This is a genomic window from Priestia sp. FSL R5-0597 (genome assembly GCF_038006305.1).
GTDB classification, from domain to species: Bacteria; Bacillota; Bacilli; order Bacillales; family Bacillaceae_H; genus Priestia; species Priestia zanthoxyli.
Window position 1 is genome coordinate 4,948,360 of record NZ_JBBOUZ010000001.1, and the last position, 14,677, is coordinate 4,963,036.

Consider the following 14,677-nt stretch of genomic DNA (forward strand, 5'->3'; position numbering starts at 1 on the left):
TAAAGACAGCGTGTTTTTATTTCACTTATTTGTTTTGGCCTGACTCCATTGATGCGCGAATAAATTCTTTGAACAATGGTTGCGGTCTTGTTGGACGAGACGTGAATTCTGGGTGGAATTGTGAAGCCAAGAACCATGGGTGGTCTTTAAGCTCTACAATTTCAACTAAACGGCCATCCGGGCTTGTACCAGAGAAGATAAAGCCTTTCTCTTCCATTTGCTGGCGATATTCGTTGTTAAATTCATAGCGGTGACGATGACGCTCATACACCACTTCATCTTGATATGCTTCATATGCAAGCGTATCTTCAGACAATTTACAAGGATATAATCCTAAGCGTAATGTACCACCTAAGTCTTCTACGTCTTTTTGTTCCGGTAATAAGTCGATAATTGGATAATTTGTTTCAGGTGCAATTTCTGCTGAATGTGCGCCTTCTAATCCTAATACATTGCGTGCAAACTCAACTGATGCTAGCTGCATACCTAAACAAATACCTAAGAATGGAACTTTTTGCTCACGTGCATATTGTGTTGCCACAATTTTACCTTCGATTCCACGATCCCCAAATCCACCTGGAACTAAGATACCGTCTACATCACCAAGTAAATCTTGAACATTTTCTTTTGTTACAAATTCAGAATTTACCCACTTGATATTTACATCTGCATCGAATGCATATCCAGCATGTTTCATTGCTTCTACAACAGAAATATAAGCATCTTGAAGCTCTACATACTTACCAACTAATGCAATTTTTGTTGTGTTTGAAAGTCCTTTTACTTTCTCAACAAGTGCTTTCCACTCAGTCATTTCTGCCTCATTGCAATCTAATTTCAAGTGATCGCATGTGATTTGATCTAAGTGCTGCTCTTGTAGAGATAGTGGAATTTCATATAATGTTTCAGCGTCTGCACACTCAATAACTGCTTTTGGATCAATGTCGCAGAATAAAGCTAGCTTATCTTTCATATCTTCAGAAATTGGCATTTCTGTACGAACAACAATCACGTTTGGCTGAATACCTAAGCTACGTAATTCTTTTACACTATGCTGTGTTGGTTTTGTTTTCATTTCACCAGCCGCTTTTAAATATGGCACAAGTGTACAGTGAATATACATAACGTTGTCACGGCCAATATCGCTTTTGATTTGACGAATAGCCTCTAGGAAAGGAAGTGATTCAATATCTCCTACCGTTCCGCCGATTTCAGTAATAACAACATCTGCGTTTGTTTCTTTGCCTGCACGGAAAACGCGTTCTTTAATTTCATTTGTGATGTGCGGAATAACCTGAACTGTTCCGCCTAAATAATCACCGCGACGCTCTTTTTTCAATACTGTTGAATATACTTTACCTGTTGTTACATTGCTGTAGCGATTTAAGTTGATATCGATAAAACGCTCATAGTGACCTAAGTCTAAGTCTGTTTCCGCGCCGTCATCTGTTACGAATACCTCACCGTGTTGGTATGGACTCATTGTTCCTGGGTCTACGTTAATGTATGGATCAAACTTTTGAATCGTTACGTTCAACCCACGGTTTTTTAATAAACGGCCTAAAGAAGCTGCTGTAATCCCTTTTCCTAGAGATGATACAACACCGCCTGTTACGAAAATATACTTTGTCATCTATACTTCCCCCTCTAAATAATTTGAGCTGTACAATATTAAAAGTTTTCACATAAACAATCACAATTCATTCATTGTGCATGCGAAATTATAAGAAACCTTATGAATGTGAAACGTTCAAGAACCAAAAGAAAGTTTCTATCAAGGATTTATAAGAACATATCGGGGTGTAAAACATTGATAAATAAAATAAAAAAATTGCTCCCAATACCAAAACTGGATTGGGAGCAATAGTCTATTTTAAATAAAAACTTTTTAAATGCTTGTTTAAAGAGCCCAAAAAAGATTCTACCTACTTCGCTTGAAAAAGTCAAGAAGGATTATTTTTCTTTTTCGTCCTCATAATCGTCTTCTTCATCTTCCTCATCATCGTCTAGATCATCTTCTAAATCGTCAAAATCGTCTTCTGCAAGATCATCTTCATCTTCTTCTAGCTCATCGATGTCTTCAAAATCTTCTTCTTCGTCTAGATCGTCAACATCTTCATAATCTAAATCTTCTTCTAGATCATCAAAGTCTTCAACTTCTTCAACAACAGCTTTTTTCGCTTTTTTCTTTTTAGGTTTTGCAACCGGAATAACTTCTTCTTCAGCCTGGTCAAAAGGATACCATCCACGAAGACCCCAATGGTTGTCCCCTACTGTTAAAAAGCGACCATCAATATTAATATCTGTATAAAACTGAGCTAATCTCGTTTTTAATTCTTGATCTGACATTTCCGCTGCTGCTTTAATTTCAGCAATAATTTCTTGGAATGACATTGCTTGACGATCTGTTTTTTCTTCTAGAAGCGCGTAAGCAATCTCAATCATCGACATTTCTTTTAAATCCGTTTTTGAGTACTGTGCTAAACTCAAATCTGGCACATCCTTTCTATGGCTATGTATATCGAAAATCTATTAAATCAATTCATCATATGTGTAAATGATGGAAACGAATAAATACATACCATTCATTATAAACAAATTCAATACATTTATGCTAGCCTCGTTTCTAAAATTCTCGAGAATTTCGCATAAAACAACGAAAAAATAGACATTTTATTACTATAATACATTCTACTTGATACACCAACAGTATCCTTTGACCAAAAGGAATTCACCATCAGTTATTCTGAGTCCGTTAGGGTTAAGTCTATAAAAGCCGCGATGACCAAAAATAGTCATCGCGGCTTTTAATATATCACTATATACTAACGATACATTATTACATATTTCGACGATATTGCCCACCGCATTCATATAAAGCTCGCGTAATTTCTCCTAAGCTGGCTACTTTAACAGTCTCCATTAACTCTTTGAAAATGTTCTCTCCTTCTGTTGCAGCTTTCTTTAACCTTTTCAGCGCGTCTTCTCTTTTTTCTTCATGCTGCTGTTGAAACTTCTGAAGCTGATTAATTTGATGATTTTTTTCTTCTTTTGATGCGCGGGCTAACTGCATGTCATCAACTGAGGAACTTTCCTCTTCATTTGGATTAATATACGTATTTACTCCTATAATAGGTAAAGCTCCCGTATGTTTTTGCATCTCGTATTCCATCGATTCATCTTGAATCTTACCTCGCTGATACTGCATTTCCATCGCACCTAAAACGCCGCCTCGATCATTTAAGCGTTGAAATTCAGCCAATACCGCTTCTTCTACCAAGTCTGTTAGTTCATCAATAATAAAAGAGCCCTGTAATGGATTTTCATTCTTAGTGAGTCCATGCTCTTTTGTAATGATTAGTTGAATGGCCATCGCTCTACGTACAGATTCCTCTGTCGGTGTTGTAATTGCTTCATCATACGCATTGGTATGAAGAGAGTTGCAGTTGTCATGAAGAGCCATTAAGGCTTGCAGCGTCGTACGTATATCATTAAAATTAATTTCCTGTGCATGAAGCGATCGGCCGGATGTTTGAATATGATACTTAAGCTTTTGACTGCGTTCATTTGCGCCGTATTTATCACGCATCACAATTGCCCATATTCTTCTTGCCACACGTCCAATAACCGTGTATTCAGGGTCAAGTCCATTACTAAAGAAAAACGATAAATTAGGAGCAAAATCATCAATATGCATCCCTCGGCTTAAGTAATATTCCACGTACGTAAAACCGTTGGCTAATGTAAACGCGAGCTGAGAAATTGGATTCGCCCCTGCTTCAGCAATATGATAGCCTGAAATAGACACAGAATAATAGTTGCGCACTTTCTCGTCAATAAAGTACTGCTGAATATCTCCCATCATTTTTAACGCAAATTCTGTGGAAAAAATACACGTATTTTGGCCTTGATCTTCTTTTAAAATATCCGCTTGAACGGTTCCTCTTACTTGTTTCAACGTACCCGATTTTACTTCCTCGTATTCCTGTTCCGTTAAAGGACGCTTGAATTCTTCTTCTTTCTTTTCTACCTGCTGGCTGATAGCTGTATTCATAAACATAGCTAATAATATCGGAGCCGGCCCATTAATCGTCATCGAAACGGAAGTCGAAGGATGGCAAAGATCAAATCCCTTATACAAAAGTTTCATATCATCAAGCGTACAGACATTTACGCCGCTTTCGCCAATTTTCCCGAAAATATCCGGCCTTGGATCCGGATTTTCTCCATAAAGCGTTACAGAATCAAACGCTGTACTTAAACGCTTGGCCTCATCATCTTTTGACAAATAGTGAAAGCGGCGATTGGTTCGTTCTGGTGTTCCTTCACCTGCGAATTGACGCTTAGGATCTTCACCTTTTCGTTTGAACGGAAAAACACCTGCTGTGTATGGAAATGCACCTGGCACGTTTTCTTTATAAAGAAAACGAAGAACTTCCCCGTATTCATCAACCTTTGGAAGGGCCACGCGCGGAATACGCAGTCCTGATAGCGTATCAACTTGCAAAGACGTTTTAATTTCTTTATTTCTTACCTTTGTAATAAGTTCTTCTTGCCGATACTGACTTTTTAATTTAGGCCAGTTTTCCAGCTTTTCAATCGATTCGGCCGTTAGCTGTTTTTGATATTTCTCCTTTAGCTGAGTGAGCTCTTGCTTGGCTGTTTCTGTTTCCACTTCTTCGAGAGCACCCTCTAGCTGATAAAATTTACGCGCTGTTTGCGCTTGAACGTCCGTATTGCGGTGATAAGAGCGAACGCTGTTTACAATCTCCTGTAAATATTGCTGTTGATCATTAGGAATGATGGTATATTTCTTTTCACTTACGCGCTCTGATGATTTTTCTACGTGCCAAGACGTACGGTATGTTTGATGCAGATGATTTACAAGATCTTCAAATAAAATATTTGTTCCCCCGTCGTTGAACTGACTCGCGATTGTTCCGTAAACTGGCATCGTAGAGAGACTATTTTCAAACAGCTGATGATTGCGCTGATATTGACGCTGCACTTGTTTTTTTGCGTCTTCGGAACCTTTTTTTTCAAATTTATTGATGACAATAAAGTCTGCGTAATCAATCATTTCAATCTTTTCTAACTGCGACGGCGCGCCAAATTCGCTTGTCATGACATAAAGAGAGACGTTTGCAATATCTTTAACTTGAGCATCAGCTTGCCCGATGCCGCTTGTTTCGACAATGATAATGTCGAAGCCCGCTTTTTTCACGACGGCAATTCCATCTCGAATGGCCGCCGATAGCTCATGTCCAGATGAACGCGTGGCCAAACTTCTCATATACACACGAGGAGACGCTGCGATGTTCATGCGAATTCGATCCCCAAGAAGCGCTCCTCCGGTCTTTTGTTTAGTTGGATCAACGGATAAAACAGCTACATGAATATCTGGAATATGTTCAATAAACCTTCTTACTAATTCATCCGTAAGCGAACTTTTCCCCGCTCCTCCTGTTCCTGTGATTCCAATAACCGGTATTTTTTGATCTGTCTCGCTGTCGATTACACTTTCTCGTATTTCTTCAAGAGCGGCTGCATGCTCTTTTGTGTATTCATAGGCTTCATTTTCAGCACATGTAATAAGCTGGGCAATTAAACGGTCATTAGCCGGCGTTAAGGTTCGATCATTCGGCAGTGCAGGGGGATTTGTGTAATAACAATCATCGATCATGAATTGAATCATGCCTTCTAACCCCATTTTTCGTCCATCTTCCGGAGAAAAGATTTTAGAGATGCCGTAATCATGAAGCTCTTGAATCTCACTCGGAATAATTACCCCGCCGCCGCCGCCATAAATTTTAATATGAGAAGCCTGTTGTTCTTGGAGTAAATCGTACATATACTTAAAATATTCTACATGGCCGCCTTGGTAAGAAGAAATGGCGATCCCCTGAACATCCTCTTGTATGGAAGCGTTAACAATTTCTTCAACAGATCGGTTATGCCCCAGATGAATGACTTCTACCCCCTTGGCTTGAAGAATCCGTCTCATAATATTAATAGACGCATCGTGGCCGTCAAACAGGCTAGAAGCGGTTAAAAAACGAAGCGGTCTTTTGCTTGTATTCAAACTGTCTCCCCCTCACACAGTTGTTGAAATGAAAAATTTTTAAGTAAAAAATCCAACTGCATATTTGTATATTCTTCTAGTGAATAATGCTTTTGCAGCCACCATCTGCGAAATGCCCACATCTGACCTTGAACAAATAAATGATGAGCAAACAGCGAAATTTCTTTATCCGTAAGTGCAAATTGATTGTTTTCTACGCAGCCTTCGATAATAACCTTAAACATTTCAACCATATCCAGCTCTTTTTTTAATACATATGGAAGCGCATCTTTAGACAGCGATTTCGCTTCTTGGTACATAACTAATACTTCATCTTGAAGCTCATCTACAACTTTAAAATAGTGTTGAATCGCTTGTTGAAGCTCAGCGATTGTATAACGATCCACTACCATCTCTTCTAATCGCTCTCTCACTTCGTCGTAAATGTTGTCACATACAAGATATAAAACATCTTCTTTAGATTGAATATATTCGTAAAGTGTACCGATACTGAACCCAGCGGCTTTGGCAATTTCCCTTGTTGTTGTTCGGTGAAAACCTTTTTCCTTAAATAGCGTGACGGCCCCTTTAATCATTTGATTACGACGCTCTACAATCAGCTTTTCATCTTTAATGGATGTGAGAACTTCTCTCTTTTTCATTTTTTCACCTCTCCTACAACAAGTGTTTTATTTAGCAAGATACCTAGAAATGACGAGACGCTGAATTTCTTGTGTACCCTCATAAATTTGCGTGATTTTTGCATCTCTCATAAAACGTTCTACTGGATAATCTTTTGTATAACCGTACCCTCCAAATACTTGAACAGCTTCTGTCGTTACTTTCATTGCTGTATCCCCAGCATATAATTTTGACATGGCTGATTCTTTGCCGTATGGCAGCCCTTGAGACTCGAGCCAAGCAGCTTGATAGGTTAACAGTCTGGCAGCTTCTATACTCGTGGCCATGTCGGCTAACTTAAACGCAATTCCTTGCTGAGAAATAATGGGCTTTCCAAATTGCTGACGTTCCTTTGCATAAGCCACCGCCGCATCTAACGCTCCTTGAGCAATTCCTACCGCCTGCGCTGCAATACCATTTCGGCCGCCATCTAGCGTCATCATGGCAACTTTAAATCCTTCTCCTTCATTTCCTAGCAAATTTTCTTTTGGAACACGGCAATCCTCGAAAATAATTTCTGTGGTAGGTGAGGAGCGAATGCCCAGTTTCTTTTCTTTTTTACCAACTGAAAATCCCGGCATATCTTTTTCAATAATAAAAGCGCTCGTGCGTTTTTCATTAGGATCGATGCGAGCAAATACGACGTAAATATCTGCTTCGCCGCCGTTTGTAATAAAGATTTTAGAACCATTTAAAATATAATCTTCTCCGTCCTTTACAGCGAGCGTTCTCATTCCTCCTGCGTCTGATCCAGCACTCGGTTCCGTTAACCCATAAGCACCTATTTTCTCACCCGTTGCCATAGGTTTCAGGTATTTTTGTTTTTGTTCTTCTGTTCCGAATGTATAGATTGGCCAGCCGGCAAGAGAAGTATGAGCCGACAACGTAACGCCTGTTGATGCACATACTCTAGATAGTTCTTCAACGGCAATGCAATAAGCTAGATAGTCACTGCCGATTCCTCCGTATTGCTCTGGCCATGGAATACCTGTTAATCCTAGATCAGCCATTTGTGTAAAGATTCCTCTGTCAAAACGCTCTTCTTCATCTCGTTGTGCAGCTGTCGGAGCCACTTCGTTTTTGGCAAAGTCTCGCACCATTTTTCGAATCATTTCGTGCTCTTCTGAAAGTTTAAAAAACATGATTATTCCCCCTATAGTTGACTGCTAATGACAATGCGCTGAATTTCGCTTGTACCTTCGTAGATTTCGCACACTTTGGCGTCACGAAAATACCTCTCTACTGGATAATCTTTCATATAACCATAGCCTCCCAAAACTTGAATCGCATCGATTGCTACATTCATAGCCGTCTGGGAAGCAAACAATTTCGCCATTGAGGCTTCTTTTTTGCAAGGAAGTTTTTGATCATATAAAAAAGCGGCTCTGTACATTAAAAGCTTCGCTGATTCAACAGCCGTTTCCATATCAGCCAGTTTAAAGGCAATTCCCTGCTGAGATAAAATCGGCTTTCCAAATTGATATCGTTCATTTGCATAGTTTTTGGCTGCCGTTAACGCACCTTCAGCAATTCCTACCGCCTGAGCAGCAATACCAATTCTTCCAGCATTTAAATTAGCCATAGCAATTCGAAATCCTTCACCTTCTTCTCCGAGACGATTTTCTACAGGCACCTGCATATTTTCAAAGTGCAGTTGAACCGTTCGAGAACCGTGAAGACCCATTTTATGTTCATCTTTTCCTACTGAAAATCCCTCCATCGTCTTTTCAACGATAAAGGCGCTCATCCCTCTCGACCCGCGTTCGGGATTCGTTTTAGCAAATACAATATATGTATCCGCTTCTCCCCCGTTTGTAATGAAAAGCTTTGACCCATTTAAAAGATAGTGGTCTCCTTTTCGTTCTGCTTTTGTTTTTAGGCTTGCGGCATCAGACCCTGCACTAGGTTCTGTTAGGCAAAAAGCACCTAAATATTCACCTGTCGCAAGTTTTTTTACATACTTTTGTTTTTGATCTTCCGTCCCAAATACGACAATAGGATTCGTACCTACAGAAGTATGAACAGACAAAATGACGCCGAGGGCTGGACTTACTTTTGATATTTCGTGGATGGCAATCATGTATGACACAAAGTCCAGTCCACCTCCTCCGTATGTTTGAGGAACGGGAATGCCCATCAGGCCAAGATCAGCCATCTGCTTTAATAAACCTCGAGGAAATTCACCCTTCTCCATGTTTGGCACAGCCGCAGCGACTTCTTTTTCACTAAAATCAGCTACCATCTTTTTAATCATGTGTTGTTCAGACGTAAAAAAGATCATTTTGCCACTCCTTTATGTTTCGTACGTAAAAAATCCTTTTCCTGTTTTTCGACCAAGCCATCCTGCCTTTACATATTTCCTAAGCAATGGACAAGGACGATATTTGTCATCACCAAACCCTTTATGGAGCGTTTCCATAATAAACAAACATGTATCGAGGCCGATGAAATCTGCTAATGTCAAAGGTCCCATTGGATGGTTCATTCCTAGTTTCATCACTTGATCAATATCCTCTTCGTTTGCTACACCTTCATAGAGCGTAAACACAGCTTCGTTAATCATTGGCATTAAAATTCGATTTGAAACAAACCCTGGAAAATCATGAACTTCCACCGGGGTTTTATTTAATTTTTTTGTTGTTTCATAGACCGCTTGATACACTTCATCAGCAGTAGCCAGCCCTCTAATAATTTCAACGAGCTTCATCACGGGAACAGGATTCATAAAGTGCATGCCAATTACTTTTTCAGGTCGAGTGGTCACAGCTGCAATTTCAGTAATAGGAAGCGAAGACGTGTTGGTTGCTAAAATAGTATGACTCGGGGCTAACGAATCCAACTCCGCAAAAATGGCTTGCTTGACTTCCATCTTTTCCACAACCGCTTCGACGATTAAATCTGCTTTTTGTGCTGCTGTTATTTCATTTGCCAAGTGAAGGCGCTCCATAATCCCTTCATATTCCTTAGCTGAGAGAGAACCTTTTTCCACCTGTTTTTTCAGACGTTTATCAATACCTTCTATTCCTTTTTGTGTATTTTTTTGATCAACGTCATACAAAGAAACTTGATATCCGTTCGCAGCAAATACTTGCGCAATGCCTGCTCCCATCTGACCTGCTCCAATAACCATAACTGTTTCAATATTCAAGTTGATTTCCCCCTTTTACACTTCTACCATGATGGCATCACCTTGGCCGCCGCCGCTGCAAATAGAAGCAATGCCTAGTCCGCCGCCTCGTCGTCTTAATTCATGAATGAGCGTTACAACAATACGGGCGCCGCTTGCTCCAATCGGATGTCCAAGTGCCACTGCCCCGCCGTTCACATTTACTCTTTCAGCCGGAAGCCCTGCAATCTCCATACTCATTAATGCTACTGCTGAAAAAGCTTCATTGATTTCAAACAGCGCAATATCGTCTACTGTCTTCTTTGTTTTTTGCAGTAGCTTGTTAATAGCAAACCCAGGCGTTTTCGGAAATTCCCTTGGCTCCATCGCAAGAGAAGTATGGTTTATAATCGTAGCCAACGGCTCATAGCCATTTGCTTTCGCCACATCTTCATCCATTAGCATGAGCGCAGCTGCTCCGTCATTCACGCTAGGTGCATTTCCTGCTGTAATGGTTCCACTGTGGCCAAATACAGGCCGAAGAGACGAGAGTTTTTCTAACGACGTATCTTTTCTTGGTCCTTCATCTTTTTGAACCGTTATCGTTCCTTTTTTAGACGGAATATCAACTGAAATTCTTTCTGCATCCCATCTCCCTTTTTCTTCTGACTCTACCGCTAATTGATGACTGCGAAGCGCCCATTCATCCTGCTTTTCTCGGGAAATATTCATTTCAGAAGCTATTTGATTTCCATACGTACCCATTTGCACCCCTGTAAAGCTGCATGTCAAACCGTCATGAACCATCAAATCCGTCACCACGCTATCTCCCATCCGGAATCCCCATCTTGCTTTTGGAAGAAGATACGGCGCGTTACTCATCGATTCCATTCCACCTGCAATGATTGTTTTTGCTTCTCCTAATCGAATCAGCTGATCAGCAGTTGTAATACTGCGCATACCCGATGCACAAACTTTATTAATGGTTTCCGTCTCTACTTGCCACGGTAAACCTGCATAATGCATGGCTTGCCTAGAAGGTAGCTGTCCTTGGCCCCCTTGCAGCACGCACCCCATAATAACGGAATCAATTTCTGTACGTCCCTTTGATGCTGCTTGAATCGCTCTCCCCCCTAGTTCTGCCGCTTTTAGTCCGCTTACGCTGCCACCTAATTTTCCAAAAGGTGTTCGAACTGCACTCACAATAACTGTTTTCCCCACTATTGTTTCCTCCCCTTTTTCCTACTCTTTGTCCTTGCCGATTGAACGCTTGCTCAATTTCTTTTCTTTAAAAAGTAGAGATGAATACCATCTCTACTTCTCCTTTATGAAACCTGTTCTTGCACGTCACCATAAATTGACTTTTCAAGCAGTTCTGCTACGTCATACGTATGAACCTTTTCTTCTACTTCTTTTGCTTTTGTTCCGTCACTTAGCATCGTTAAGCAGTACGGACAACCTGAACTGATAATGCTTGGATTAACGGCTAAGGCTTGTTCCGTGCGCGCTACGTTAATGCGCTGGCCGGTCGTTTCTTCCGTCCACATTAACCCTCCTCCTGCTCCACAGCACATACCATTTTCACGGTTGCGATCCATTTCAATCAAACTAACACCTGGAATCGCTTTCAAAATTTCTCTTGGTGGACTGTATACTTCGTTATATCTTCCTAAATAACAGGAATCATGGAAGGTAATTTTTTCATTAACCGCATGTTTTGGTGTCAGCTTACCTTCTTTCACCAACATAGCTAATAATTCTGTGTGATGATACACTTCTCCTTCAAAACCGAAATCTGGATATTCATTTTTGAAGATATTGTAAGCATGTGGATCAATCGTAACAATTTTTTTGATTTCATTTTTTTCAAATTCAGCGATATTTTTAGAAGCTAACTCTTGGAATAAAAATTCATTGCCCAACCTGCGGGGCGTATCACCAGAATTTTTTTCTTTATTTCCTAAAATCGCAAATGAAACACCAGCTTCATTGAGAAGCTTAGCAAACGATAGAGCGATTTTTTGACTGCGGTTATCATAAGATCCCATCGAACCTACCCAGAACAAATACTCAAACGTTTCACCCGCTTTACTTACTTCTTTAACAGTCGGAATGTGAACATCTTCTCTTACATGTCGCCATTCTTCACGCTCTTTTCGGTTTAATCCCCAAGGGTTTCCTTGACGCTCAATATTCGTCATGGCACGCTGAGCATCCGCGTCCATCTTTCCTTCGGTTAATACTAAAAAACGTCGTAAATCTATGATCTTATCTACATGCTCGTTCATTACGGGACATTGATCTTCACAGTTTCGGCACGTTGTACATGCCCAAATTTCTTCTTCCGTAATGACATCTCCAATTAGGGCGGGATTATATTCCGCTGTTGCTGCGGCTTCTGCTCCGCCTTGGCTGGCCGCCATCATCGCCAGCTGATTTCCTTTTGTTTTAGAGAATGCATACGTAGGAACCCAAGGAGCCTTAGATGTCACAACCGCTCCTTTTTCTGTTAAGTGATCGCGCATCTTCAAAATTAAATCCATTGGAGACAAAATTTTCCCCGTACCAGTTGCCGGACACATATTCGTACATCGACCGCATTCTACACAGGCATATAAATCAATGAGCTGATGCTGCGTGAATTCTTCAATCTTACCAACCCCAAACGTCTCCTGCGTCTCATCTTCAAAATCAATCTTTTCAAGCTTACCTGGCTTAGAAACACGGTTAAAAAATACGTTAGCCGGTCCAGCCAGTAAATGAGCATGTTTTGATTGAGGAACATATACTAAAAACGTCAATAACACGGCTAAGTGAATCCACCATGAAACATAAAAAATGGAGATAGCGGCAGTATCATTGATTCCCTTAAACAAGATGGCAATAGATGACGCAATCGGTTCTGTCCATGCTGGTTCATGATTATGCCAGATGATTGACATGCCGTTTCCAACAAGCACTGACAGCATAAGTGCTCCAATAAAAATCAGTACTAAACCAGATTTAAATCCTCTTTTTAAACGCACAAGCTTTTCTACATAGCGACGGTGAAAAGCCCAGACAACTGCTACTAAAATCAAAAACGTCACAATTTCTTGGAAAAATGTAAAGCCGGGATATAAAGGTCCAAGCGGCAAATGTTTACCTGGAAGCAAACCTTTTATAATGAAGTCTAACGCGCCGAATTGAACTAAAATAAACCCATAAAAAAACATGACGTGCATAATTCCACTTTTTTTATCTTTTAACAGTTTCTTTTGTCCAAACACATTCACCCAAATTTTTTGCAGCCTTTCTTTTAACCGCTGATCAAATTCAACTTTTTTTCCTAATTGAATGTACTCAATGCGTGTGCGAATTAAATATACAAACAAAGAGATAGCGTAAGCGGTTACAATAATAAAAAAGAGAAAATTCACCCACAGCAACCCTGTCATCTCGTCCCCTCCTTGAATAATTTGTTACCTTTCTTTCCTCCTGACGACTAAATTTTCTGATAATATATCTGTTTTCATTGTATATAATGAATGAGCATTCAGTCAATATCTTTTCGTTCTTTTGTTCATATTCTATTTAAACAAGGTGACACTAAGAACAACATAAAATGTATTTACATCGGGAAAAGAGGTGACATGATGAGCGGCATGATTGTGATTTTACTTTTTATTATTTTTATTGCTTGGCTTGCAATTGACCTTGGTGTTGGAAAGAAAGTATTTTCCCAGGCTGAAAATACTTTTCCAAAACGCCGTGCTTCTCTCTTTTTGTTCGCAGACGGGAATGTCTTGTATAAAGATTTATTTCACGAAATAGAAAATGCCTCTTCATTTATCCATTTATCGTTTTACATTGTACAAAATGATGAAATTAGCCAAGAATTTTTAGATTTACTAGTCCAAAAAGCACAGCAAAATGTTGAAGTCAGATTATTGGTAGACCGTGTAGGAAGCTATAAAATCAAGAAAAACAAAATTGCATTCTTAAAGAAACAAGGTGTTCATTTTGCTTACAGTCGAACGCTACGGTGGCCTTATTTGTTTTATACACTCAACGCACGCAATCACCGTAAAATGGCCGTTATTGATGGGAAAGTTGGCTACATTGGCGGTTTTAATATTGGAAGAGAATATTTAGGACTCGACGCCAAGCTTGGGGTGTGGAAAGATTACCACCTGCGTATGAAAGGGGAAGGTATACAAGACCTTCAAATGCAACTATTGAGCGACTGGTATGCTGCTACCGGCTTAGACCTGCGTAAAGTGGAAAGATACTTTCCACCAACCTCTGAAGGAGACTATGTTATTCAGCTAAAGTCGACTGAAGGTTTTTCACTTGAAGAAAGCTTTTTATCGATTATCAACCAAGCCAATAGGGAATTGTACATAGGTACTCCTTATTTTATTCCAAGTGAACCTTTGATGAATGCTTTACTCCAAGCTCGTACACGGGGAGTAAAAGTTCATATTTTAATTCCAATGCGTGCAGATCAACCGCTTGTTCATCATGCTGCGTTTGCTTATCTTCCCACATTACTTCAAGCAGGTTGTATGATTTATCAATATTATTACGGTTTTTACCATGCCAAAGTATTAATTGCAGACAATGTTATCTGCGATGTAGGAACGGCTAATTTTGATAAAAGAAGCTTGTTCTTAAATGCTGAAATCAACTGTTTAATCTATGATGCAACGTATATTGAAGAAATAAAGAACAGCTTTAAAGCTTGTATGGGGGAATGCCCAATTTTGTCTTTAGAAGATGTCAAAAACCGAAAATGGAGTGAAAAACTAAAGCAAGGATTTGCAACCTTTATTTCTCCGTTACTTTAA

The 14,677-nt window shown here is 39.9% G+C and carries 10 protein-coding genes; 1 reads left to right on the forward strand and 9 read right to left on the reverse strand.

Annotated features, from left to right (window positions below):
* Positions 1–25: 25 nt before the first annotated feature.
* From MKX72_RS26140 to MKX72_RS26180, 9 genes are all read right to left on the reverse strand, one after another.
* Positions 26–1,633: a CTP synthase gene (locus tag MKX72_RS26140; protein ID WP_155008466.1), complete on the reverse strand. Its 1,608-nt coding sequence runs from the start codon at positions 1,631–1,633 to the stop codon at positions 26–28.
* 320 nt (positions 1,634–1,953) lie between these two features.
* Positions 1,954–2,490 carry a DNA-directed RNA polymerase subunit delta gene (gene rpoE / locus MKX72_RS26145; RefSeq protein ID WP_033580392.1) on the reverse strand — a complete coding sequence of 179 codons (537 nt, stop codon included), beginning with the start codon at positions 2,488–2,490 and terminating at the stop codon, positions 1,954–1,956.
* Between the two features lie 349 nt (positions 2,491–2,839).
* Complete coding sequence (gene icmF, locus MKX72_RS26150; protein WP_155008465.1) at positions 2,840–6,082, reverse strand: fused isobutyryl-CoA mutase/GTPase IcmF; 3,243 nt, start codon at positions 6,080–6,082, stop codon at positions 2,840–2,842.
* Positions 6,079–6,723 carry a TetR/AcrR family transcriptional regulator gene (locus tag MKX72_RS26155; RefSeq protein WP_014457745.1) on the reverse strand — a complete coding sequence of 215 codons (645 nt, stop codon included), beginning with the start codon at positions 6,721–6,723 and terminating at the stop codon, positions 6,079–6,081. The genes icmF and MKX72_RS26155 overlap by 4 nt, the downstream gene beginning before the upstream one ends.
* Before the next feature lie 27 nt (positions 6,724–6,750).
* Entirely contained in the window at positions 6,751–7,884 is a 1,134-nt protein-coding gene (locus MKX72_RS26160; protein WP_013059833.1) for an acyl-CoA dehydrogenase, read from the reverse strand.
* 11 nt (positions 7,885–7,895) lie between these two features.
* Positions 7,896–9,023, reverse strand: a complete 1,128-nt coding sequence (locus MKX72_RS26165) for an acyl-CoA dehydrogenase (protein WP_028411970.1) — start codon at positions 9,021–9,023, stop codon at positions 7,896–7,898.
* A gap of 12 nt (positions 9,024–9,035) precedes the next feature.
* Positions 9,036–9,890, reverse strand: coding sequence for a 3-hydroxybutyryl-CoA dehydrogenase (locus tag MKX72_RS26170; protein WP_028411969.1), 855 nt, complete (start codon positions 9,888–9,890; stop codon positions 9,036–9,038).
* A 15-nt stretch (positions 9,891–9,905) separates the two neighbouring features.
* Positions 9,906–11,069: an acetyl-CoA C-acetyltransferase gene (locus tag MKX72_RS26175; protein WP_028411968.1), complete on the reverse strand. Its 1,164-nt coding sequence runs from the start codon at positions 11,067–11,069 to the stop codon at positions 9,906–9,908.
* Between the two features lie 104 nt (positions 11,070–11,173).
* Positions 11,174–13,285 (reverse strand): (Fe-S)-binding protein, encoded by a 2,112-nt coding sequence (locus tag MKX72_RS26180; RefSeq protein WP_034263992.1) that lies wholly within the window; start codon positions 13,283–13,285, stop codon positions 11,174–11,176.
* 198 nt (positions 13,286–13,483) lie between these two features.
* On the opposite strand from MKX72_RS26180, the gene cls reads away from it, so the two are divergent.
* Complete coding sequence (cls, locus tag MKX72_RS26185) at positions 13,484–14,677, forward strand: cardiolipin synthase (protein ID WP_155008464.1); 1,194 nt, start codon at positions 13,484–13,486, stop codon at positions 14,675–14,677.